This is a genomic window from Halomonas sp. H10-59, from assembly GCF_040070555.1.
In the GTDB taxonomy this organism is placed as follows: Bacteria; Pseudomonadota; Gammaproteobacteria; order Pseudomonadales; family Halomonadaceae; genus Halomonas; species Halomonas litopenaei.
Genome location: NZ_CP098828.1, coordinates 3,886,734 through 3,910,767, shown reverse-complemented (window position 1 = coordinate 3,910,767; position 24,034 = coordinate 3,886,734). Strand labels below are relative to the sequence as shown.

18 protein-coding genes and 3 tRNA genes are annotated in these 24,034 nt (G+C 64.3%); 18 read left to right on the top strand and 3 right to left on the bottom strand.

What is annotated here, in order from left to right:
• Positions 1-21 precede the first annotated feature (21 nt).
• The 3 genes from NFG57_RS16935 to eno all read left to right on the top strand — a co-directional run bounded on the left by NFG57_RS16935 (position 22) and on the right by eno (position 3,933).
• Entirely contained in the window at positions 22-1,677 is a 1,656-nt protein-coding gene (locus NFG57_RS16935; RefSeq protein WP_348814826.1) for a CTP synthase, read from the top strand.
• Positions 1,678-1,682: 5 nt separating this feature from the next.
• Positions 1,683-2,534 (top strand): 3-deoxy-8-phosphooctulonate synthase, encoded by an 852-nt coding sequence (gene kdsA, locus NFG57_RS16930; RefSeq protein ID WP_108449773.1) that lies wholly within the window; start codon positions 1,683-1,685, stop codon positions 2,532-2,534.
• Between the two features lie 103 nt (positions 2,535-2,637).
• Positions 2,638-3,933, top strand: a complete 1,296-nt coding sequence (eno, locus tag NFG57_RS16925; protein ID WP_222516048.1) for a phosphopyruvate hydratase — start codon at positions 2,638-2,640, stop codon at positions 3,931-3,933.
• Between the two features lie 760 nt (positions 3,934-4,693).
• Here the strand turns inward: eno and fdxA are convergent.
• Complete coding sequence (gene fdxA, locus NFG57_RS16920; RefSeq protein WP_045991132.1) at positions 4,694-5,017, bottom strand: ferredoxin FdxA; 324 nt, start codon at positions 5,015-5,017, stop codon at positions 4,694-4,696.
• 251 nt (positions 5,018-5,268) lie between these two features.
• Positions 5,269-7,860: a DNA mismatch repair protein MutS gene (gene mutS, locus NFG57_RS16915; protein WP_348816200.1), complete on the bottom strand. Its 2,592-nt coding sequence runs from the start codon at positions 7,858-7,860 to the stop codon at positions 5,269-5,271.
• 351 nt (positions 7,861-8,211) lie between these two features.
• On the opposite strand from mutS, the gene NFG57_RS16910 reads away from it, so the two are divergent.
• The 11 genes from NFG57_RS16910 to NFG57_RS16860 all read left to right on the top strand — a co-directional run bounded on the left by NFG57_RS16910 (position 8,212) and on the right by NFG57_RS16860 (position 17,273).
• The gene (locus tag NFG57_RS16910) at positions 8,212-8,370 is read left to right on the top strand and encodes a YqaE/Pmp3 family membrane protein (RefSeq protein WP_045991131.1); all 159 of its coding nucleotides are present in this window, start codon (positions 8,212-8,214) and stop codon (positions 8,368-8,370) included.
• A gap of 190 nt (positions 8,371-8,560) precedes the next feature.
• A complete protein-coding gene (locus NFG57_RS16905; protein ID WP_045991130.1) occupies positions 8,561-9,061 on the top strand; it encodes a CinA family protein in 501 nt (166 codons plus the stop codon).
• A gap of 293 nt (positions 9,062-9,354) precedes the next feature.
• Positions 9,355-10,425 carry a recombinase RecA gene (gene recA, locus NFG57_RS16900; protein ID WP_045991129.1) on the top strand — a complete coding sequence of 357 codons (1,071 nt, stop codon included), beginning with the start codon at positions 9,355-9,357 and terminating at the stop codon, positions 10,423-10,425.
• 145 nt (positions 10,426-10,570) lie between these two features.
• Entirely contained in the window at positions 10,571-11,044 is a 474-nt protein-coding gene (locus tag NFG57_RS16895; RefSeq protein ID WP_348814825.1) for a regulatory protein RecX, read from the top strand.
• A 183-nt stretch (positions 11,045-11,227) separates the two neighbouring features.
• A complete protein-coding gene (gene alaS / locus NFG57_RS16890; RefSeq protein WP_348814824.1) occupies positions 11,228-13,834 on the top strand; it encodes an alanine--tRNA ligase in 2,607 nt (868 codons plus the stop codon).
• Between the two features lie 113 nt (positions 13,835-13,947).
• Positions 13,948-15,198 carry an aspartate kinase gene (locus NFG57_RS16885; RefSeq protein WP_045991126.1) on the top strand — a complete coding sequence of 417 codons (1,251 nt, stop codon included), beginning with the start codon at positions 13,948-13,950 and terminating at the stop codon, positions 15,196-15,198.
• A gap of 188 nt (positions 15,199-15,386) precedes the next feature.
• The gene (gene csrA / locus NFG57_RS16880; protein WP_045991125.1) at positions 15,387-15,581 is read left to right on the top strand and encodes a carbon storage regulator CsrA; all 195 of its coding nucleotides are present in this window, start codon (positions 15,387-15,389) and stop codon (positions 15,579-15,581) included.
• A gap of 85 nt (positions 15,582-15,666) precedes the next feature.
• A tRNA-Ser gene (locus NFG57_RS16875) sits at positions 15,667-15,759 on the top strand.
• An 83-nt stretch (positions 15,760-15,842) separates the two neighbouring features.
• Positions 15,843-15,919 (top strand) — tRNA-Arg (locus NFG57_RS16870).
• Positions 15,920-15,985: 66 nt separating this feature from the next.
• Positions 15,986-16,062, top strand: a tRNA-Arg gene (locus NFG57_RS16865).
• A gap of 347 nt (positions 16,063-16,409) precedes the next feature.
• The gene (locus NFG57_RS16860; protein ID WP_348814823.1) at positions 16,410-17,273 is read left to right on the top strand and encodes a DUF1989 domain-containing protein; all 864 of its coding nucleotides are present in this window, start codon (positions 16,410-16,412) and stop codon (positions 17,271-17,273) included.
• A gap of 52 nt (positions 17,274-17,325) precedes the next feature.
• Here NFG57_RS16860 and NFG57_RS16855 read toward each other — a convergent pair whose 3' ends face one another.
• Positions 17,326-18,357: a tRNA-dihydrouridine synthase family protein gene (locus NFG57_RS16855; RefSeq protein WP_045991123.1), complete on the bottom strand. Its 1,032-nt coding sequence runs from the start codon at positions 18,355-18,357 to the stop codon at positions 17,326-17,328.
• Positions 18,358-18,544: 187 nt separating this feature from the next.
• Here NFG57_RS16855 and NFG57_RS16850 point away from each other — a divergent pair, with 187 nt between their 5' ends.
• From NFG57_RS16850 to NFG57_RS16835, 4 genes are all read left to right on the top strand, one after another.
• Positions 18,545-18,793 (top strand): OadG family transporter subunit, encoded by a 249-nt coding sequence (locus NFG57_RS16850; protein WP_045991122.1) that lies wholly within the window; start codon positions 18,545-18,547, stop codon positions 18,791-18,793.
• A 72-nt stretch (positions 18,794-18,865) separates the two neighbouring features.
• The gene (gene oadA / locus NFG57_RS16845) at positions 18,866-20,677 is read left to right on the top strand and encodes a sodium-extruding oxaloacetate decarboxylase subunit alpha (protein WP_045991121.1); all 1,812 of its coding nucleotides are present in this window, start codon (positions 18,866-18,868) and stop codon (positions 20,675-20,677) included.
• A 9-nt stretch (positions 20,678-20,686) separates the two neighbouring features.
• Positions 20,687-22,009: a sodium ion-translocating decarboxylase subunit beta gene (locus NFG57_RS16840; RefSeq protein WP_045991120.1), complete on the top strand. Its 1,323-nt coding sequence runs from the start codon at positions 20,687-20,689 to the stop codon at positions 22,007-22,009.
• Between the two features lie 231 nt (positions 22,010-22,240).
• Positions 22,241-24,019, top strand: a complete 1,779-nt coding sequence (locus NFG57_RS16835; protein ID WP_348814822.1) for a lysophospholipid acyltransferase family protein — start codon at positions 22,241-22,243, stop codon at positions 24,017-24,019.
• Positions 24,020-24,034 lie beyond the last annotated feature (15 nt).

Here is a 24,034-nt window from a genome sequence, read left to right as displayed (position 1 = left end):
TCACGTTTCGACAGGTTCTCCATGACACGATATATCTTCGTGACCGGCGGCGTTGTGTCCTCTCTTGGCAAGGGCATTGCGTCGGCCTCGCTGGCGGCGATTCTCGAGGCTCGCGGCCTCAAGGTCACCATGCTCAAGCTCGACCCGTACATCAACGTGGATCCGGGCACCATGAGTCCCTTCCAGCACGGCGAGGTGTTCGTCACCGAGGATGGCGCCGAGACCGACCTGGACTTGGGCCACTATGAGCGCTTCATCCGCACCAAGATGACCCAGTCCAACAACTTCACCACTGGCCGGGTCTACGAGCACGTGCTGCGCAAGGAGCGTCGTGGCGACTACCTGGGCGGCACGGTACAGGTCATCCCGCACATCACCGACGAGATCAAGCGTCGTGTCTACGAAGGTGGCGAAGGCTTCGACGTGGCACTGGTAGAGATCGGTGGCACCGTGGGTGACATCGAGTCGCTGCCGTTCCTCGAGTCCATCCGTCAGATTCGCAGCGAGAAGGGCGCCAGCAACGCCATCTTCATGCACCTGACGCTGGTGCCCTACATCCAGACCGCCGGCGAGACCAAGACCAAGCCGACTCAGCACTCGGTCAAGGAGCTGCGCTCCATCGGTATCCAGCCGGATATCCTGATCTGCCGCAGCGAGGTCGAGCTGGAAGAGACCGAGCGTCGCAAGATCGCGCTGTTCACCAACGTGGAAGAACGCGCGGTGGTGCCGCTGCAGGACGCCGATACCATCTATCGGATTCCGCTGATGCTGCACGAGCATGGGCTCGATGACATCGTCTGCGACAAGCTGCGCCTCGAGGCCGACGAGGCCGACCTCAGCGAGTGGGTCAAGGTGCTCGACGCCAAGCTCAACCCGCTCAAGTCGGTGAACATCGCCATGGTCGGCAAGTACATGGAGCTGCTGGACGCCTACAAGTCGCTGAACGAGGCGCTGATCCACGCCGGCATCCAGACCCGCGTGAAGGTCAACGTCGACTACATCGACTCCGAGGACATCGAGCGTCACGGCACCGACCGGCTGGCCGGCAAGGACGCCATCCTGGTGCCCGGCGGCTTCGGTGAGCGCGGTGTGGAAGGCAAGATTGCCACCGCGCGTTTCGCCCGCGAGAACGACATTCCCTACCTGGGCATCTGTCTGGGCATGCAGGTGGCGGTGATCGAGTACGCGCGCCATGTGGCCGGCTGGAACGATGCCGACTCCACCGAGTTCACCCACGACACCCAGCACCCGGTGGTGGGCCTGATCACCGAATGGCTCAACCCCGAGGGCAAGATCGAGGTGCGTGACGAGGCCTCCGATCTGGGCGGTACCATGCGCCTGGGTGGCCAGGAGTGCCGTCTGGCCAAGGGGTCCAAGGCCCGCGAGGCCTACGGTGACGACATCATCGTCGAGCGTCATCGTCATCGCTTCGAGGTCAACAACCAGTTCATCGAGGACCTGGAAAAGGCAGGCCTGGTGGTCTCCGGACGCAGCGTCGACAACTCCCTGGTGGAAATGGTCGAGCTGTCGGACCACCCTTGGTACGTGGCCTGTCAGTTCCACCCGGAGTTCACCTCGACGCCGCGTGATGGCCATCCGCTGTTCACCGGCTTCGTCAACGCGGCCCTGGGTCACAAGGCCAAGCGCACCCGCGCCCAGTCCGCGCACCAGGAGTGATCGCCATGTCAGACGCCCAGCGTACCATCGAATTTGCCGGCCTGAGGGCCGGCAATTCATTGCCTCTGGTGCTGTTTGCAGGGATGAACGTGCTCGAATCTCGTGAGCTGGCCCTCGAGGTCGCCGAGGCTTACGTCGAGGTGACCGGCAAGCTCGACATCCCCTATGTGTTCAAGGCCAGCTTCGACAAGGCCAACCGCAGCTCGGTGCATTCTTACCGCGGTCCCGGCCTGGACAAGGGGCTCGCGATCCTCGATGAGGTCAAGTCGCGCTTCGGGGTGCCGGTGATCACCGATGTCCACGAACCGCACCAGGCGGCACCGGCGGCCGAGGTGGCCGATGTCATCCAGCTGCCGGCGTTTCTGGCTCGCCAGACCGACCTGGTGGTGGCGATGGCCGAGACCGGTGCGGTGGTCAACATCAAGAAACCGCAGTTCCTGGCCCCCCACGAGATGCGCCACATCATCACCAAGTTCCAGGAAGCCGGCAACGAGCGGCTGCTGCTGTGCGAGCGCGGCTCGAGCTTCGGCTACAACAACTTGGTGGTGGACATGCTCGGCTTCGGCGAGATGAAGGACACCGGCTTCCCGCTGCTGTTCGACGTGACCCACTCGCTGCAGCGCCCGGGCGGGCGCAGTGACAGCGCCGATGGCCGCCGCGCCCAGGTGCTGGACCTGGCCAGGGCCGGGGTGGCGGTGGGCATCGCCGGGTTGTTCCTGGAAGCCCATCCCGATCCCGATTCAGCAAAATGCGACGGCCCCTGTGCACTCCCGCTTGATAAGCTCGAGCCTTTCCTGTCGCAGATCAAGGCGCTGGATGACGTAGTAAAAAAACTACCGTCGATCGAGATACGCTGACGCTACCTCCGTTGGATCGTGTGTTCTGGCCCTGGGGCCTATGGTGTCACCCGGGCGGATCGACAACGCTGACACGAGTTTTTCACCCACAAGGATCCTCAAGATGACCAAGATCGTCGATATTCGTGCCCTCGAGGTGCTGGACTCTCGCGGCAACCCCACCGTGCAGGCGGAAGTCCGCCTGGAAAGCGGCGCGATCGGTGTCGCCTGCGCACCGAGCGGCGCCTCCACCGGCTCTCGCGAGGCGCTGGAGCTGCGTGATGGTGACAAGAGCCGCTACCTCGGCAAGGGCGTGCTGAAGGCGGTGGACGCGGCCAACGGCAAGATCCGTGAGCGTCTGCTGGGTATGGACGCACGCGATCAGCGCGGGCTGGATGATGCCATGCTCGAGCTCGACGGCACCGACAACAAGGAAAACCTGGGCGCCAATGCCATCCTGGCGGTCTCCCTGGCCGCGGCCAAGGCCGCCGCCAACGCCAAGGGCGTGCCGCTCTACGCGCACATCGCCGAGCTCTACGGCCAGCCGGGCAAGTACCTGATGCCGGTGCCGATGATGAACATCCTCAACGGGGGCGAGCACGCCGACAACAACGTCGACATCCAGGAGTTCATGGTCCAGCCGGTCGGCGCGGCGAGCTTCCGCGAAGGGCTGCGCGTCGGCGCCGAGATCTTCCATGCGCTGAAGAAGGTGCTGTCAGCGCGTGGTCTGGCCACCGCCGTCGGTGACGAGGGCGGCTTCGCCCCCAACCTGGCCTCCAACGCCGAGGCGCTGGCGGTCATCAAGCAGGCCGTCGAAGACGCCGGTTACGTGCTGGGCAAGGACGTCACCCTGGCGCTGGACTGCGCCGCCAGCGAGTTCTACAAGGACGGGCAGTACCTGCTGGCCGGCGAGGACAAGAGCTTCGACGCCGAGGGGTTCGGTGACTACCTGGTGGGCCTGGCCGACGAGTACCCGATCGTGTCCATCGAGGATGGTCTGGACGAGTCCGACTGGGACGGCTGGAAGTCGCTGACCGCCAAGCTCGGCGATCGCGTGCAGCTGGTGGGTGACGATCTGTTCGTGACCAACACCCGTATCCTCAAGCGCGGCATCGACGAGTCCATCGGCAACTCCATCCTGATCAAGTTCAATCAGATCGGTTCCCTGTCCGAGACCCTCGATGCCATTCGCATGGCTCAGGACGCCGGCTTCACTGCGGTCATCTCCCACCGCAGCGGTGAGACCGAGGACACCACCATCGCCGACCTGGCCGTGGGCACCTGTGCCGGTCAGATCAAGACCGGCTCTCTGTGCCGCAGTGATCGTGTGGCCAAGTACAACCGTCTGCTGGTCATCGAGCAGGAGCTGGGTGAGCGTGCGAGCTATCCGGGCCGCTCCGCCATCAAGGGGCAGGCGTAGGCCCTTGGCAAGGCACCGATGGTGCTAGTGTCGACGCGTCTTGTAAGAGATTGACTACAGTTCTTGTAAGACATTGACTATTTTGGCGCCGAAAAGGCTCGCAACCGTGTTGCGGGCCTTTTTTATCGCCTTGATTTTTCGATGTTTTTTCCGCAAGGCCCTCTCGGTCTGCGTCATGGGTGAGAAAAGTAGGGTGCTTGTGATGACCCCAGAAACTGACAGAATGGCCACACGAATCGAGAGGTCAGGCTTCGCGGCGGCAAGTCGCCCGTCTGTCCCACGGAAACTTCATTGTTTCGGCATCGTTTCCGCAAGGAGGTGGAGTCGACGTCGGCAGTGAAGGGGCATGGATGTCCTCGGTGGTTGACACCCGGATGGGCCGGACTTGCCACTCTTCGGTTCAGGTAGGTGTTTTCGGGATGCGTTCAGGAGTCAAGAGCGCGCCTGGTGCGACAGGAAGTCGCTTCTGGGCACGGAGGGCGCTCAGGGAGTAGGGCGGAGGGAGCCGCCCAAGGAAACGCTTGGAGCGGGCGGCCTACGGGCCGCCTTTTTTTATGCCTGCCTGTCGGGCACCTGCTTCGAGAGGCCATTGCGCCACGTCCTTCCTGCGCCGATGTCGGGCAGAAATCCGCGCCGGTCGCTGCTTGTCCGGGGGCGAGTGGGCCGGACACCCTCCTTCAAGATTTGCTTTACACAAACGCGACAGCCGCCCGGATAAGGCGGCTGTCGCGTTTGTTCAGGTACTGCCTGGCGGCTAAGCTCAGCGCTCGAGCTTTTCCAGCTTGCCCGGCTTGCCGTCCCACTGCTCGGCGTCTTCCGGCGGATCCTTCTTCTCGGTGATGTTGGGCCACACCTCCGCCAGCTCGGTATTGATCTCCAGGAACTGTTCCTGGCCCTCGGGCAGTTCATCCTCCGAGTAGATCGCTTCGGCCGGGCATTCCGGCTCGCACAGGGCGCAGTCGATGCATTCGTCGGGGTGAATCACCAGGAAATTGGGGCCTTCGTAGAAGCAGTCCACCGGGCAGACCTCGACACAGTCGGTGTACTTGCACTTGATGCAGTTTTCGGTGACGACGAATGTCATGCCAGTCTCCCTTCCTCGGGCCAGCGCCTTGCCGGCCTCTCTGTACAGTGGTGGCTTTCGCCCGGGTCGTTGGTGACGTGCGTGCGGCGTGGCGCCCATGCAGGCCATGCAACCTTCGCGTCCGGCGTAACATGCCGGCGCGTCTTAAGCCTTAACGTTATATAGAAATGGCTTTTTATAATCTACGGTCCTTGGGTGCCACATTCTAGTCCTCGCGCCGCTATCGGGCAAGAGTATGCCTCACAAGGGCCTCACAGTGCCGCCTTCCAGCGGTACAGCAGTTCCAGTGCCTGGCGTGGACTGAGGTCGTCGACCGCCAGGCCGCCGAGTTCTTCCACCAGAGGGTGGGGGGCGCTGGCGAACAGGTCCGCCTGCTGGGGGGCGGACTGGTGGTGTCGGCTTCCGCCATCCGGATCAGCGCTCCTGCGGCCATGATCGATCTCCTGCTGCTCCAGGGCGGCAAGCTTGGTCCGTGCCTCGGCGATGACGGTCTGGGGCACACCGGCCAACTGGGCCACCTGCAGGCCATAGCTCTGGCTCGCGGGGCCGTCCTCGACCCGGTGCATGAAGACGATGCCATCATTGTGTTCGGCGGCGGTCAGGTGGACGTTGGTCACCGCCGGCGCCTCTGTGGCCAGCGCCGTCATCTCGAAGTAGTGGGTGGCGAACAGGGTAAAGGCGCGGGTACGGGTCAGGTGTTCGGCGCTGGCCCAGGCCAGTGACAGGCCGTCGAAGGTGCTGGTGCCCCGGCCGATCTCGTCCATCAGCACCAGGCTGTGGTCGGTGGCGTTGTGCAGGATATTGGCGGTTTCGGTCATCTCCACCATGAAGGTGGAGCGCCCGCCGGCCAGGTCATCGCTGGAGCCGATGCGGGTGAAGATGCGATCCACCGGGCCGATGGTGGCGCTGTCGGCGGGCACAAAGCTGCCGCTGTGGGCGAGCAGGGTGATCAGGGCCGCCTGGCGCATGTAGGTCGACTTGCCGCCCATGTTGGGACCGGTGATCACCAGCATGCGGCGATCGTCGTCCATGCGCAGGTCGTTGGGCACGAAGGGGCCGTCGCTGACCTGTTCGACCACCGGATGGCGACCACCGCGGATATCGAAGCCTGGGGTCTCTGACAGCGTCGGGCGGACAAAGTCCAGCGCCCGGGCTCGCTCCGCCAGGGTGCACAGTACGTCGAGTGCGGCCAGCGCCCTGGCCGTCGCCTGGAGCCTGGCAAGTTCGGCGTTGAGGCTGTCGAGCAGGCTGTCGTACAGCAGTTTTTCCCTGGCCAGGGCGCGGGACTTGGCCGACAGCGCCTTGTCCTCGAACTCCTTGAGCTCCGGGATGATGAAGCGTTCGGCGTTCTTCAGCGTCTGGCGGCGAATATAGTCGGCCGGGGCCTCCTTGGCCTGGGCACGGGGGATCTCGATGTAGTAGCCGTGAACCCTGTTGTAGCCGACCTTGAGCCCGGCAAGCCCGGTGCGCGAGCGTTCGCGGGTCTCGAGCTTCACCAGGTAGTCGCCGGCGTGTTCGGCCAGGCCCCGGTGCTCGTCGAGCTCGTCGTCGAAGCCTTCGGCGATGACGCCGCCGTCGCGGATCACCACGGGAGGATTGTCGACCAGGGCTCGGGTCAGCAGTTCGGCCAGCTCCGGGAAGGGGCGAATGTGCTGACGCAGGCTGTCGAGCGTGGTGCCGTTGGCATAGCCGGCAAGGCTCGCCTCGAGTGCCGGCAGGGCGTTGAGGGCGTCGCGCAGCCGTGCCAGGTCCCGCGGGCGGGCACTGTTGAGGGCCACCCGGGCCAGAATGCGTTCGACGTCACCGATCGCCTTGAGGTCGTCGCGCAGCGGCTCATGGCCGTCATGGTCGAGCAGCAGGCTGATAGCCGCCTGGCGTCCCATGACCTGCTCGCGATCACGCAGCGGTCGATTGAGCCAGCGCTTGAGCAGGCGTGAGCCCATGGCGGTGGTGGTGGTGTCGAGCACGCTGGCCAGGGTGTTGTCGCCGCCCCCGCCAAGGTTGGTGTCGATCTCCAGGTTGCGCCGGCTGGCAGCGTCGATGACCACGGTGTCGTCGCGACTCTCGACGCCGATGGCGGTGACATGGGGCAGGGCGCTGCGCTGGGTGTCTCTGGCGTAGTCCACCAGTACCCCGGCGGCGATGATCGCCGCGTGCAGGTGGGCGCAGCCGAACCCCTTGAGGTCCTGCACGCCGAACTGGTCACACAGCACCCGATGGGCGCTCTCGTGGTCGAACAGCCAGTCGCTCTGACGCCGCAGGCCCCGGCGTTCGCCAAGCGCCGGCGGCAGCTCGGTACTTTCCGGTACCAGCAGCTCCGCCGGGTCCAGCCGGGTCAGCTCCGACAGCATCTCTGCCTCGCTTTCCACCTCGAGCACGCTGAAGCGGCCGCTGGAGACCTCGAGCCAGGCCAGGCCGATGCGCTCGCCCTGGGGCGCGATCGCCACCAGCAGGTTATCGCGGCGGGCGTCGAGCAGGGCTTCGTCATGGAGGGTGCCGGGGGTGACGATACGCACCACCTTGCGTTCCACCGGTCCCTTGGAGGTGGCCGGGTCGCCGATCTGTTCACAGATCGCCACCGACTCGCCGGCGCTGACCAGGCGTGCCAGGTAGCCCTCGGCGCTGTGATAGGGAATGCCGGCCATGGGAATCGGCTTGCCGGCGGACTGCCCGCGCTGGGTCAGGGTAATGTCGAGGGCCGCGGCGGCGCGCTTGGCGTCCTCGTAGAACAGCTCGTAGAAGTCCCCCATGCGGTAGAACAGCAGCACCTCGGGGTGCTCGCGCTTGATCCGCAGGTACTGGGTCATCATCGGCGTATGGCTGGGGGCGCTGGGCTTGGCCATGTCGTTCATGGGATCTCGAAGCGATGTTGATGAGTCGTCGGCGGCGGGCCGGCATCGCGAGGGACGCTGGCGAAAGGCGTCAAGGATAGCATGGGCGCAGGGCGCGCCTGTACCGCTGTGCCGAGATCCGTCTCGGGCTTTCTTCCCGGGGGCCAGGCGTGTCAGCATGATGTATCCACGATGCAGCATTTGTGGGGCCAGAGGGTGTCCGTCTACCCTTGTGGGTGATCGGTCGACGCCTTTTCTGGTGAGTGCGGAGCGATTTTCAAGGAACTCTCTTCCCTTGCGGGACTCTCTCAAGGAGTCGCCTACAAGGAACTGTCTTTACGGACTATTCAAAGGAGCTGTCATATGGACGTTGTACGCATTATTCTCGCGATCCTGCTGCCCCCGCTGGGCGTCTTCCTGCAGGTGGGCTTTGGTCTGCACTTCTGGCTCAATATCCTGCTGACCCTGCTGGGCTATATTCCCGGTATCGTTCACGCCATCTGGATCATTGCCAAGCGCTGAACCTGCCTGGATGACGGGTATCACTGTCGCGGCGACCTCGGTCGCCGCGATGCGTTGGTGGGCGCTGTACCTGTCGGCTTGTTGTCGCGGTTGTCGTGGCAAGACGTTTCCGAGGCAACGACGAGCCTGTCATTGTTGTCGTGATGTCGTATCGTGACACCCTGTTTTCACCACAAGAGACGGGCCTGCGATGACAAATGCAGACGATCGTGTTCGTCGCCTGGCGATTCGGCTGGGTGAGTTGTGTGTCGAGCGTGGGGTCTCGGTGACCGCCGCCGAGTCCTGTACCGGTGGCGGCGTGGCCGCTGCCATTACCGATATCGCCGGCAGTTCACGCTACTTCGAGACCGGCTACGTGACCTACTCCAACGCCGCCAAGCAGCGGCTGCTGGGGGTGCCCGGCGAGACCCTGGACGCCCATGGCGCCGTCAGTCAGCCGGTGGTGGAGGCGATGGTAGAGGGTGCTTGTCGCGACAGTGGTGCCCGACTTGGCGTCTCGGTCAGTGGCGTCGCCGGTCCGGATGGCGGCAGCGCTGAAAAGCCTGTCGGTACGGTGTGGTTTGCCTTCGCCGTCGACGGGCGGCTCGAGGCCGATCGCCAGCGCTTTGCCGGCGGTCGCGATGAGGTTCGCCAGGCCGCCGTGGTCCATGCGCTCGAAGGCCTGATCAGGCGGCTCGAGAGCCTGACCTGAGCCCAGCCGGCGGTGCCCTTGAGGTGGCCGTGGGCGTAGCGCCCAGCGCCGTGCGCCGGGCGTGTGGCGCAAGCGTTCCGGCCCCGCGGCTGTGCCAGCGCAGCGATCAACCCCTCATCCACTATTGATTTGCCCTATGCGCTCGATTCGTCACCTCGAAGGGCTGGTCGTCGTCCGCAAATTTCGTCATACTACTGTTCAGTCATACAGTAATTGCCAGGGTCCGGCGCAGGGCCCGATGGGGACTCGGGCAAGGCGCTCGACCCCGATCCATTGTCTACAGGAGCTCCGAAATGGCGCAGGATCAGAACCGCAGCAAGGCGCTGGACGCCGCCCTTTCCCAGATCGATCGCCAGTTCGGCAAGGGTACGGTGATGCGTCTGGGAGACGCTCCCAGGGTGGTGATGCCGTCGGTATCCACCGGCTCGTTGGGTCTCGATATCGCACTTGGCATCGGCGGTCTGCCCTATGGTCGAGTGGTGGAGATATTTGGTCCGGAGTCCTCGGGCAAGACCACCCTGACACTGTCGGTGATCGCCCAGGCCCAGAAGGACGGCAAGACCTGCGCCTTTATCGACGCCGAGCATGCCCTCGATCCCAGCTACGCCGAGAAGCTTGGCGTCAATCTGGATGATCTGCTGGTGTCGCAGCCGGATACCGGTGAGCAGGCGCTGGAAATCTGCGACATGCTGGTGCGTTCCGGTGGCGTCGACGTGATCATCATCGACTCGGTGGCGGCGCTGACGCCCAGAGCCGAGATCGAAGGCGAGATGGGCGACTCCCACGTCGGCCTGCAGGCCCGACTGATGTCCCAGGCGCTGCGCAAGATTACCGGCAATATCAAGAACGCCAACTGCATGGTGGTGTTCATCAACCAGATCCGCATGAAGATCGGGGTGATGTTCGGTAGCCCCGAGACCACCACCGGCGGTAACGCCCTGAAGTTCTACTCGAGCGTGCGTCTGGATATCCGTCGTACCGGCTCGGTCAAGCAGGGCGACGAGGTCACCGGCAACGAGACCCGGGTCAAGGTGGTCAAGAACAAGGTGGCGCCGCCCTTCCGTCAGGCCGAATTCCAGATCCTCTACGGCAAGGGCATCTACCACGCCGGCGAGGTGGTGGACCTTGGCGTTCAGTGCAAGCTGGTGGACAAGGCCGGCGCCTGGTACAGCTACCAGGGCAACAAGATCGGCCAGGGCAAGGCCAACGCCGCCCAGTTCCTCGAGGACAACCCGGCCATCATGGAAGAGATCGAGTCCCAGATTCGTGCCCAGTTGCTGACCCAGCCGGAGCCGAAGAAGAGCGAGAAGGAAGCGGAAGCCGCGGCGCCCGCTGGCGACGACCTTGGCGACGATCTGCTGTAGCAGGTCGACTCGCGGCAAGCCGGCACGCCGGCCTGTGACGTCGCAACGTACGACTTTCCTCGGGCCCCTCGACAGGGGCCCGAGGCGTTTGTGAAAGGGGGCTCGCGCCGTCGGTGCTCGCCGTCCCGTGCCAACAGGAGATGACATGCACAAGGCTGCCAGCCAGATGTCCCCACGCGAGCACGCCATCGATCTGCTCGCTCGACGCGAATACGGCCGTGAAGAGCTGCGAGGGCGATTGCTGGCCAAGGGGCACGTCCTCGAGGACATTGAGCAGGCCCTGGAAGCGCTTGCCGATCAAGGCCTGCAGAGCGACCGGCGCTTCGCCGAGAGCTTTCTGCGCGGTCGGTTGATGCGGGGGCAGGGGCCGGTGAAGATGCTGGCGGAACTGGGCCAGAGGGGCGTCGATCGAGCGCTGGCCAGGGAGGCGCTGGCAGAACTGGAGCACGAGGAGTCCGTCGACTGGTATCGACTGGCGAGCGAAGCGCTGGAGCGGCGCTTCGGCCCAGAGCTGCCAGCGGATCCCAGGGAACGTGCTCGGCGTGAACGCTTTCTGGCCGGGCGCGGTTTCGACTTCGACCAGGTGCGCGAGGCGATACGGGCCCTCGGCGATGATTGAACCGCCGCCAGACGGGCCTTCTCGGATGCGGTTTTGCACGACCCACTTTAGTCGCTTGACAACTACGCTATAATGTCCCCTTTTGCGACAGCCCCGGGTCGCGGTTTCATGCTCGGATGCTCCGGCGTGCCACGGCAGTGGGCCGGTTCGACGCGCTCTATCGCTCATCGCCACGGATATTTCATGAAAAGCGCAGATATCAGACAGGCCTTTCTGAGGTTCTTCGAAGAACAGGGTCATACCCGCGTGCCGTCCAGTTCGCTGGTGCCGGGCAACGATCCGACGCTGTTGTTCACCAACGCCGGCATGGTGCCGTTCAAGGACGTCTTTCTCGGGCGTGACCCCAGGGACTATGTGCGGGCTACCTCCTCCCAGCGCTGCGTGCGCGCCGGTGGCAAGCACAACGATCTGGACAACGTCGGTTACACCGCGCGTCATCACACCTTCTTCGAGATGCTGGGCAACTTCAGCTTCGGCGACTACTTCAAGCGCGACGCCATCGGCTTTGCCTGGACCTTCCTGACCGAGGTGCTGGGACTGCCCAAGGAGAAGCTGTGGGTCACCGTCCACGTCAGTGACGATGAGGCCGAACGCATCTGGAAAGACGAGATCGGTATCGATCCCGAGCGCTTCTCCAAGCTGGACGAAGACAACTTCTGGCAGATGGGCGACACCGGCCCCTGCGGACCCAGCTCCGAGATCTTCTACGATCATGGCGCCGAGGTGTGGGGCGGCCCTCCCGGCAGTCCGGAGGAAGACGGTGATCGCTACATCGAGATCTGGAACCTGGTGTTCATGCAGTTCGATCGCGACGCCAGCGGCGAGATGAAGCCGCTGCCCAAACCGTCCATCGATACCGGCATGGGGCTGGAGCGCATCGCCGCGGTCATGCAGGGGGTCCACTCCAACTACGAGATCGACCTGTTCCAGAATCTGCTCAAGGCCGCCGCCGAGGCGACCGGTGCGAGCGACCTGGAGGCGCCGTCGCTGCGCGTGATCGCCGACCACATCCGCTCCTGTGCCTTCCTGATCGCGGACGGCGTGCTGCCTTCCAACGAAGGTCGTGGTTACGTGCTCAGGCGGATCATTCGCCGGGCGATCCGCCATGGTCACAAGCTGGGCGCCCAGGGAGCCTTCTTCCATCGCCTGGTGGCGGCGCTGGACGCCGAGATGGGCGAGGCCTACCCGGAACTGCGCCAGGCTCGCGCACAGATCGAGCGCGTGTTGCTGAAGGAAGAAGAGCAGTTCGCTCGCACCCTGGATCATGGCATGGGCCTGCTGGAGCAGGCGCTGGCCGCGCTCGACGGTGACACCCTGCCGGGCGAGACGGTGTTCAAGCTCTACGACACCTACGGCTTTCCCTATGACCTCACCGCCGATGTCTGCCGTGAGCGTGGCGTCACCCTGGATGCCGAAGGCTTCGAGCGGGAGCTCGAGGCGCAGCGTGAGCGGGCCCGGGCGGCCAGCCAGTTCGGCGCCGAGTACAGCGCCACCATCGAGCTCGAGGGCCAGACCGAGTTCACCGGCTACGACCGCCTCGAGGACAACGCCAGGGTGGTCGCGCTCTATGACAGCGAAGGCAATGCGCTCGAGCGCCTGACGCCTGAGCATCCCGCCGTGGTGGTGCTGGACCGCACCCCCTTCTACGGCGAGTCCGGGGGCCAGATCGGTGATACCGGCTACCTGAACGTCGAGGGCGGACGGTTCCTGGTCAAGGACACCCAGAAACAGGCGGGGCATCACCTGCATCAGGGGGTGTTGCTCGAAGGTGAGCTGGTGGTCGGCAGCGAGGTCACGCCCCAGGTGGACGAGAGCCTGCGTGCGGCGACGGTGCGTAACCACTCGGCGACCCACCTGCTGCACAAGGCCCTGCGTCTGGTGCTGGGCGATCATGTCCAGCAGAAGGGCTCGCTGGTGACGCCTGAGCGCCTGCGTTTCGACTTCAGCCACTTCGAGGCAATGAGCGCCGAACAGCTCAAGGAAGTGGAGCGCCTGGTCAACCAGCAGGTGCTGGCCAATGCGCCGACCCGGATCGAGAGCATGACCCTCGATGAGGCCAAGGAGAAGGGCGCCGCTGCCCTGTTCGAGGCCAAGTACGCCGACAGCGTGCGGGTGCTGACCATCGGTGCCGACGACTTCTCCATCGAGCTGTGTGGTGGTACCCACGTGGCCCGCAGTGGCGACATCGGCTGCTGTCATATCGTCGCCGAGAGCGGCATCGCCTCAGGCGTGCGTCGGATCGAGGCGATCACCGGTGAGGGCGCGCTGGCCTACTTCGGCGAACAGGAGGCGCGCCTTGCGCGTGTGGCCGAGCGCCTCAAGGCCAAGCCCGAGCAGCTCGAGGAGCGCGTCGACAGCCTGGTCGAGCGTAATCGCGGCCTGGAGAAGGAGCTCGAGCGGCTCAAGGCCAAGCTCGCCAGCGCCGCCGGCAGCGACATGCTGGCAAGCGCCACAGAGGTTCAGGGCGTCAAGGTACTGGCGACGCACCTGGATGGCGTGTCGGGCAAGGAATTGCGTGGCGTGCTTGACCAGCTCAAGAACAAGCTTGGCTCCGGCATCATCGTGCTGGGGGTGGCCGACGAGGCCGCCGGCAAGGTCAGCCTGATCGCCGGGGTGACCGATGATCTGACCGCCAGGGTCAAGGCCGGGGAGCTCGTCAATCACGTCGCCGGACAGGTCGGCGGCAAGGGCGGCGGTCGTGCCGACATGGCCCAGGCCGGCGGTAGCGACGTCAATGCACTGCCGGCGGCGCTGGAGAGCGTCCCGGCCTGGGTGGACGCCAAATTGTGATCCCTCTGGGGTCGGGGGCTCGAGAGGGTCCCCGGCCCTTTTTTCTGCCCTGACAAAACTTCGCAGAGACAACAGTTTCATTCATTGAATCCAACGAGCGAGGAAGACGGCATATGGCACTATACGTACAGAAGTTCGGTGGGACGTCGGTCGGCTCGGTGGAGCGCATCAAGGCCGTGGCCGAGAAGGTCAAGGGCTTCCGCGACCAGGGCCATCAGGTCGTGGTGGTGGTCTCCGCCATGAGCGGCGAGACCAACCGCCTGATCGGGATGGCCAACGAGATCAACGACGAGCCGACCCCCCGTGAGATGGACATGCTGGTGTCCACCGGCGAGCAGGTGACCATCTCGCTGCTGGCGATGGCGCTGCACAAGCTGGACGTGCCGGCAACGTCCTACACCGGCTCTCAGGTCGGCATCATGACCGACAGCGCCCACACCAAGGCGCGTATCCAGCGCATCGAGACCGACGAGATGCGCGAAGACCTGGACGCTGGCCAGGTGGTGGTGGTCGCCGGCTTCCAGGGGGTCGATGAGGAAGGCAATATCACCACCCTGGGTCGTGGCGGCTCGGACACCACCGGTGTGGCGCTGGCGGCCGCGCTCAAGGCCGACGAGTGCCAGATCTACACCGATGTGGACGGCGTCTACACCACCGACCCGCGGGTCTGCTCCAAGGCCCAGCGCCTGGATTCGATCACCGTGGAGGAGATGCTGGAGCTTGCCAGCCTCGGCTCCAAGGTGTTGCAGATTCGCGCCGTCGAATTTGCCGGCAAGTACAATGTTCCGCTGCGCGTGCTGTCCAGTTTCGAGGACGGCCCCGGCACCCTGATCGTTGCAGACTCCGAACAAGACGAGGATTCCATGGAAGAACCGCTGATCTCAGGCATCGCCTTCACCGCCAACGAAGCCAAGCTGACCCTGCTCAACACGCCGGACGTGCCGGGCGTGGCCTCGCGCATCCTGGGCCCGATCGCCGACGCCAACATCGAGATCGACATGATCGTGCAGAACGTGGCGCCGGCCGGTGACTACACCGACTTCACCTTCACCGTAGCCAAGGGTGACTACAAGCAGACCATGCGCATCCTCGAGCAGCAGGTCATCCCCGATCTGGGCGGTGGCGAGTTGCGTGGCGACGATAATATCGCCAAGGTGTCTCTGGTAGGGGTGGGTATGCGCTCACACGCCGGGGTCGCCTCGAAGATGTTCCGCGTGCTGTCCGAGGAAAACATCAACATCCGCATGGTCTCGACCTCGGAGATCAAGATCTCCGTGGTGATCGACGAGAAGCAGATGGAATTGGCAGTACGTGCGCTGCACAAGGCATTTGGTCTCGACAAGGCCGATATCGAGAGCGAATAAGTTTCTCGGCGCGGCGCACACCTTCTACGCTTTAAGGAGTCCCCTCGCCAATTCGGCCGGGGGCTTCCCTTAAACGGCACAATCAGGTGTCATGAGTCGCTAGTGCTCGCCACCAAGAAAGAGGGCACGTCGTCCGGAAGCGTGACGGCGTAGCGACTCACGTAACAAGTCTGAGAAGGAGATCAGTCATGCTCATCCTGACACGCCGCGTCGGCGAAACCCTGATGATCGGGGACGATATCACCGTCACCGTTCTGGGGGTGAAGGGAAATCAAGTGCGTATCGGCGTGAATGCGCCCAAGGACGTTGCCGTCCACCGTGAAGAGATCTACCAGCGCATCCAGCGCGAGAAGGCTGACGATGGCGCTGCCGATGATGAGTGAAGGTGGTGGCCGAGCGGAGAACTTTTTTCGCCTCGGGCTGGACAAAGGCCTTACGTCTCGGTAGGATACGCACCGTGCCGATGAGGGAGAGGTGGCCGAGTGGCTGAAGGCGCTCCCCTGCTAAGGGAGTATGGGGTTTATAGCCTCATCGAGGGTTCGAATCCCTCCCTCTCCGCCATTTTACGATGCATGTCGTGAAGCGGCTTCATGGGTACCGATGATCAGGCATGTTGGATGCCTGGTGCATCAAGAGATTGATACGCGCCCGTAGCTCAGCTGGATAGAGTACCTGACTACGAATCAGGTGGTCGGAGGTTCGAATCCTCCCGGGCGCGCCATCTTCTCCTACGTTGCATTCCGATAGTTTCCTGGAATACGACATCGCAATGAGTTTCATTGCCTACGCGCCCGTAGCTCAGCTGGATAGAGTACCTGACTACGAATCAGGTGGTCGGAGGTTCGAATCCTCCCGGGCGCGCCAGATTCAGACCCGCTCTCTTCGGAGGGCGGGTTTTCTGTTTCCTGCCAAGTTTCCTGTCCAGTTTCGTGCTGACCGGCTGGCGATCACTGCCGGTTGCGATCGTTTAGGCGCCTGTCGAAGGATGGGCGCCTTTTTTTATGCTGTTTCCTGCCAAGTTTCCTGTCCAGTTTCGTGCTGACCGGCTGACCGGCTGACCGGCTGACCGGCTGACCGGCTGACCGGCTGACCGGCTGACCGGCCGACTGGCGTCGATTCGTTATGAACGGTGCTGTGTCGAGCGTCGGTCGTTGTCTCCCCTGGCCTGGTCTAGGCTGAAGCCTGACATTCACGCATCGGGAGGGTGGCGCATGGGCGGCAAGGTGGCGGCGTATCAGGCGACCAGGGGGTCAGTGCTCGACGTGGATCGCGCCTTCTATGACGGCCTGACCGAACGGGCGGGGAGTCGGCGGCGGGTGGCCAGTCACCGGGTACCGATTCGTGATGGGCTGGCATGGGAGGTCAAGGCGGGGCAGGTCTTTCGCATCGCCATCGTCGATGGCGCCCAGGTCGGTGACTTCAACATGTGGCATCGCCATGACCCGCGCGAGCGCATGTGGGCCTCGCGCACCCGTCAGCTGCAGCGGGCCCATGTCAGCACCTACGACAGGCTGTGGTCGACGCTGCCCTTTCTGCGTCCCATGGCCACCATCATCGACGACACTCTGGCAGGCTACGGTGAGGACGCCGAAGGCGGGCGTGTGCATGACCTGCTGGGAACCCGCTGCGATCCCTACGTCAATCGCCTGTTGACCGGCGAGGATTTCGACTTTCACTGCCATTCCAACCTGGTGAGGGCGGTCGCGCCCTGGGGGTTGACCGAGTTTGACGTGCATGACGTGCTCAATGTCTTCCAGTGCACCGGGCTCAACGACGATGACCAGTACTTCATGAAGGCCTGCCCGGCGCGGCCTGGGGACTATCTTGAGCTGTTTGCCGAGATCGACCTGTTGTGCGCGCTGTCCTGCTGTCCCGGTGGCGATCTGTCGGTGGATCTATGGGGGCCGGACGCCAGGGATCCGCTGTCCACCTGCCACCCCTTGGCGGTGGAAGTGTTCGAGGTCGAGTCCGAGCGGCTGGCGCAGTGGCAGCCGCCCGAATCTCCGGCCTATGCAGGCGCCCACGGGCGGCGTGATCCCGATGTGGATTGGGCCGATCTCAAGGACAAGAGCTAGGCGCTGCTCCGATCGGATTCCTCTCCGGGAGGGGAGGTTGGTCTGCCTATCCCTATTGGGCGGCGGCGACTGCCTCGCTTCGGTGCTTGGGTGAGGCGAGATTCTGGCGCAGTGTGGCGTCAGGTGCGGTTTCTGGCGCTGCGTCTGATTCGATGCGCTGGGCGCCGAGCCCCGCAAGGAATTCATCGAGATCGGTGATGCGGCGCAGGGCCTGAAAGCGGGAGGCGGCCTCGCGGTCGCGCGCCTTCATGTGGTTCATCCACTGCTTTAGTAGCGATACCACCACTTTTGCCGGGAGTGTGGTACGCTGCATTGCAGCATAGGACGTCAGGATACCGGCTCGCTGGGCCCATGTCGTGGCCGGCAGGCGCTCTCCGGTGCACTGCCAGTGGCGGATGCGCGGGGCGAGTTTCGGGTCGGCCAGGGCGCCGCGGCCAAGCATGACGTCGCGACAGCCGGACAGGGTGCGTGCCTTCCAGTAGTCCTCGAGGGTCCAGATGTCGCCGTTGGCGACGACCGGGATGCGCAGGCGCTGGTTGATGCGGCCGATCCACTCCCAATGGGCCGGCGGGCGATAGCCCTCGTCCCGGGTGCGGGCATGCACCACCAGTTGGGTGGCGCCGGCGGCCTCGGCGGCCAGGGCGCAGTCCAGCGCCCGGCGGCGGTCGGAGAAGCCCAGGCGGATCTTGGCAGTGACCGGGATGCTGTCGCCCACGGCACGGTGGACGGCGTCCACGGCACGCTCCAGGCGTCGCGGATCGCGCAACAATGAGGCGCCGCCGTCATGGCGGTTGACCAGCTTGGCTGGGCAGCCGAAGTTCAAGTCCAGGCTGATGGCGCCGAGGCGCAGCGCCTGGCGGGCATTGGCAGCCAGGGCGTCGGGGTCGGAGCCGAGCAGTTGCAGGTGCACCGGGATGTGGTTGGGGGTGATGACGCCCTCGGTCGCCAGTTCCGGGCAGTGCTTGTAGAACACTCGAGGCGGCAGGCGCGCGTCCACCACCCGTACGAACTCGGTGACCGTCCAGTCGAAGCCGGCGTCACGGGTCAGCAGGTCGCGGGTGTGGGCGTCGATCACGCCCTCCATGGGCGCGAGCCCGATGCGACCTTCGTCTAACCCCTGTTTATGTAGTAATTTAACAACCAAAACTGCTACCTTTAGACCATGGTGCTGTGCCGGGGATGTGGCAGGGTATAGCATCAAAATTTTTGCGCAAGCCGTATGATCCAGAAAGATCAAGGCAACTTTGGCGCTACAACGCGGAGGATCCCGCATGCAAGACACTCAGTTGCTCAACGAGGGCCTCAGCCTGATGGCGCTCGGCATGGGTTTTGTTTTTGTTTTTCTTACGGTGCTGGTGATCACCACCACGCTGATGTCTCGTGTCATCGGTCGCTACTTTCCCGAACCGGTGCCGGTCGAGGCGCCCAAGCGCGGGGCGGCACCCGCCGCGCCGGGACAGGACGATGCGGTGATGGCGGCGATCTCGGCCGCGGTTCACCGCTACCGCCAGCGTCGCTGAGGTCGTCCGTACCAGGCGACGACCCTGACCGTGAATTTCGACAAAGCGCTTCATAACGATAAGGACCCAGCCATGAGCGAATCTGCACGCCCGCTAGGCATCACCGATGTCGTGCTACGCGACGCCCATCAGTCTCTGTTCGCCACCCGCATGCGTATCGACGACATGCTGCCCATCGCCGAGAAGCTCGACAAGATCGGCTTCTGGTCGCTGGAATCCTGGGGCGGCGCCACCTTTGACGCCTGTATCCGCTACCTCGGCGAAGATCCGTGGGAGCGGATACGGGCGTTGAAGGAAGCCATGCCCAATACGCCCCAGCAGATGTTGCTGCGGGGCCAGAACCTGTTGGGCTATCGCCACTATGCCGATGACGTGGTCGACCGCTTCGTCGAGCGCGCCAAGACCAACGGGGTCGATGTCTTCCGCGTGTTCGATGCGATGAACGACCCACGTAACCTCGAGCGTGCGATCCAGGCGGTCAAGGCCAACGATGGCCATGCTCAGGGTACCATCTCCTACACCAAGAGCCCGGTGCACACCCTGGACAGCTGGGTGGAATTGGCCAAGTCCATCGCCGACATGGGCGCCGACTCCCTGGCGATCAAGGACATGGCGGGGCTTCTGACTCCCTATGACGCCTTCGAGCTTGTCACCAAACTCAAGTCGGCGCTGAATATTCGCATCCATCTGCACTGCCACGCCACTACCGGGCTTTCATCGGCGACCGCGCTCAAGGCCGCCGAGGCAGGCGTCGACAACGTCGATACCGCCATCTCCTCGATGTCGATGACCTACGGCCACAGCCCCACCGAATCGCTGGTGGCGATGCTCAAGGACACCGAGCGCGATACCGGCCTGGACCTGGAGGCCCTGGAAGATATCGCCGCCTACTTCCGTGAGGTGCGCAAGAAGTACGCCGCTTTCGAGGGCTCGCTCAAGGGCATCGACTCGCGCATTCTGGTGGCCCAGGTGCCGGGCGGCATGCTCACCAACATGGAAGGCCAGTTGAAGGAGCAGGGCGCCGGTGACCGTCTCGACGAGGTGCTCAAGGAGATTCCTCGGGTCCGTGAAGACCTCGGCTTTATTCCGCTGGTGACCCCCACCTCCCAGATCGTCGGCACCCAGGCGGTGATGAACGTGATGATGGGGGAGCGCTACAAGTCCATCTCCAAGGAGGTGCAGGCGCTGCTCAAGGGCGAGTACGGCGCTGCGCCGGCGGACTTCGACAGCGAATTGCAGAGCCGGGTGCTGGACGGTGCCTCGCCGATCACCGAGCGTCCTGCGGATCGGCTGGATCCCGAGATGTCGCGGTTGACCGATGAGCTGGCCGCCAAGGCCAAGGATGACGGCATCCGTCTGGCCGAAGGCGAGCGTCAGGTAGACGACGTTCTGACCTACGCACTGTTCCCGCAGATCGGGCTCAAGTTCCTCAAGAACCGTGACAACCCCGACGCCTTCGAACCCGCGCCCAGTGTCGAGGCGGCGACGCCCGCTGCGCCCGCCAAGGCGACGGCGGCCAAGGCTGGTACCGCCGGACCCGAGACCTACACCGTCAAGGTCAACGGCACCGCCTACGTGGTCGAGGTCGCCGAGGGTGGCGACATTTCCCAGGTCAAGGAAGCGCCCGCCGCTGGCTCTTCTGACGCTGCACCGGCGGCGCCGGCAGCTTCCTCCGGCGAGACCATCGATGCACCGCTGGCCGGCAACATCTTCAAGGTCAACGTCAAGCCCGGCGACAGCGTGGCCGAGGGTGACGTGGTGGTCATCCTCGAGGCGATGAAGATGGAGACCGAGGTCCGCGCTGCTGCTGCCGGCACCGTGTCTGACGTCCAGGTCGCCGAGGGCGACAGCGTCTCCGTCGGCGACACCCTGATCGTGCTTTAAGGACCTCCCATGGAGAAGATTCTGACCCTATGGTACGGCTCCGGGCTGTACAACCTGACCCTGGGCCAGGCGGTGATGCTGGTGGTGGGCCTGCTGCTCTTGTGGCTGGCCATCGCCAAGAAGTTCGAACCGCTGTTGCTGGTGCCGATCGGCTTCGGCGGCATCCTGGCCAATATTCCCGAGGCAGGGCTGGCGTTGTCGGCGGCAGAGCAGGCGGCCCACCTGGGCCGTCCCGAGCTGCTGGCGCAGATGGCCCAGGCGCTCGGCACCAGTCTGCCAGCTGGCGCCGACGTGGATACCTGGCGCTACGCCATCAGCGAGACGCTGCACGGTGATATCTCGCCGGCGCTGCTTCGTACCGCCAACGACCTGGCCATGGATGGGGGCTATTCCCATGGCATGCTGTATCAGTTCTACAGCGTGGCCATCGCCTCCGGTATCGCGCCGCTGGTAATCTTCATGGGGGTCGGCGCGATGACCGACTTCGGTCCGCTGCTGGCCAACCCGCGCACCCTGTTCCTCGGCGCCGCCGCCCAGTTCGGCATCTTCGCCACTCTGATCGGGGCGGTGGGCATGACCGCCATGGGCTGGATGGACTTCAGCCTCAACCAGGCTGCGGCCATCGGCATCATCGGTGGAGCCGACGGTCCGACCTCGATCTATGTCTCGAGCATCCTGGCCCCCGAGCTGCTGGGTGCCATCGCGGTGGCGTCCTACTCCTACATGGCGCTGGTGCCGTTGATCCAGCCGCCGATCATGAAGGCGTTGACCACCCAGAAGGAGCGCAGCATCGCCATGACCCAGCTGCGTCCGGTGTCGAAGCTCGAGAAGATCGTGTTTCCGCTGGCACTGCTGATCCTGGTGGTATTGTTCCTGCCGGATGCGGCGCCGCTGCTCGGGATGTTCTGCTTCGGCAACCTGATGCGTGAGTGCGGGGTGGTCGAACGGCTCTCGGACACGGCGCAGAACGCCCTGATCAACATCGTGACCATCTTCCTCGGACTGTCGGTGGGCTCCAAGCTGATGGCCGACCGCTTCCTGGCGGTGGAGACCCTGGGCATCCTCGGGCTCGGCATGGTGGCCTTTGCCATCGGCACCGCCTGCGGTGTGCTGATGGCCAAGCTGCTCAACCTCATCAGCAAGCATCCGATCAACCCGTTGATCGGCTCCGCCGGTGTCTCGGCGGTGCCCATGGCGGCGCGGGTGTCCAACAAGGTGGGGCTCGAGTCCAATCCCCACAACTTCCTGCTGATGCACGCAATGGGACCCAATGTTGCTGGTGTCATCGGCTCGGCGGTAGCCGCCGGGGTGATGATCAAGTACCTGGGATGATGATCGGGTCCCCGACATGATGGTCCCGGGATGGTGATCAAGACCCGGGAGTAGAGTCATCCGGGCCCGCAGCCCAGGTTTGACCGAACGCAGCGCCCCCGCCGCCAGGTGGGGGCGCTGCTTTTGTAGCTGACTCTGGTCGAGCCCGTCATCCCGCTTACACGCGATCGCCACGGTGCTGTCATGCGCGCTTTCTAGTCTGGCGGCTATTGCCACCGACGGAGGACGGGCATGATCGATGTCGAAAAGGCCTTGATGGCCAAGGTGCCGAAGGCACAGAGCTGGCCAGCCTGGTGCCGCCGCCTGTTGAGCGCCGGCCTCAAGGGGCTGGTGCACGAGCGCGAGATCAATGCCTTTCTCGAGCGTCATCGCCGCGCCGGAGGGCTCGAGTTCATCGACGCGGTGCTCGATCAGCTGAACTTCGGCTATTCGCTGTCGTCGCGTGATCGCGACAACATTCCGGTCGCCGGCAGGGTGGTGATCGTCGCCAATCATCCCCTCGGTGCTCTGGATGGGCTGGCGCTGGTACGCATGGTGGCGGATGTACGCCCTGACGTGAAGATCGTCGCCAATGATCTGTTGATGCAGCTTTCGCCGTTGGCACCGTTGCTGCTGCCGGTGGACAACCTGTCGCGCAGGGGCTTTCGCAAGAGCCTGCAGGGCATCGTTGATGCCCTCGACGATGAACAGGCGGTGATCGTCTTCCCCGCCGGCGAGGTGTCGCGGGCAGGACCCAAGGGGGTAAAGGACGGCAACTGGCTGTCGGGTTTCCTGCACGCGGCCCGGCGCACCAATGCGCCGATCCTGCCGGTGCACGTGGGTGGTCGCAACTCCTCGCTGTTCTATTCGTTGGCCTCGCTGTACTCGCCGCTGGGCACGCTGCTGTTGCCCCACGAGATGTTTCGCCAGAAAGGGCGGCACATCACGCTCAAGGTGGGGGGCGAGATCCCGCTGTCACGCTTCGACCGCGAGGACCTGGCCACCGTCGCCAAGCTCAAGCTGTTGCGCAAGCACGTCTACCGTCTGGGGCGGGGACGCAAGGGCGTGTTTGTCTCCGAGGCCGGTATCGCCCATCCGGAAAATCGCCAGCACCTGCGTGAGGAGCTGGTCGACGCCGAGGTGCTGGGCAGGACGCCTGACGGCAAGCAGATCCTGCTGTTTGACCATCGTCCCGACTCTGCGGTGATGCGCGAGATCGGGCGGCTGCGCGAAATTGCCTTTCGCCGGGTCGGCGAGGGCACCGGCAGGAAGCGGGATCTGGACGAGTACGACGAGCACTATCGTCATCTGGTGCTGTGGGACGATCGTGACCTGGAAATCGCCGGGGCCTATCGTCTCGGTGAGGTCGGACGCATCCTCGATAGCAAAGGCATCGAAGGGCTCTACAGCGCCACCATCTTTCATCTCGAACAGGCGCCGATGGATCGCTGGCGCCACGGGCTGGAGCTGGGCCGCAGCTTTGTCCAGCCACGCTACTGGGGACGTCGCAGTCTCGACTATCTCTGGCATGGTCTTGGCGCCTACCTGCGCCATCATCCCGAGGTGCGCTGGCTGTTCGGGCCGGTGACCATTCCCAATCATCTACCGCCCCTGGCCAAGGACCTGCTGGTCAGCTACTACCGTCACTACCACGGGGACGGTGACAGCCCGATCCGGGCCAAGGCGGTGTGCACGATGTCGCGCGCCGGGCGCGAGGAGGCGGATCGGCTGTTCGCCGGCAACGATGCCGGCGAGGACTTTCAGCGCTTGAAAGGCGCACTGCAGGCCATGGGGGCGGGGGTGCCGGCGCTCTACAAGCAGTACGTGGAGGTGGCCGAACCTGGCGGCGTCAGCTTCAAGGCCTTCGGCGTGGATACCGCCTTCGGCTACTGCATCGATGGCCTGGTGGTGGTGGACGTGGCACGGCTCAAGGCCGACAAGCGCAGACGCTATATCGGTGAAGACGCTGTCTCGTCTGGAGAGGACGCTCTCACCAAGGACGAACACGCCGTCCTGGAGAGGCCACTTTAGCAGGGGTCGCGTCGG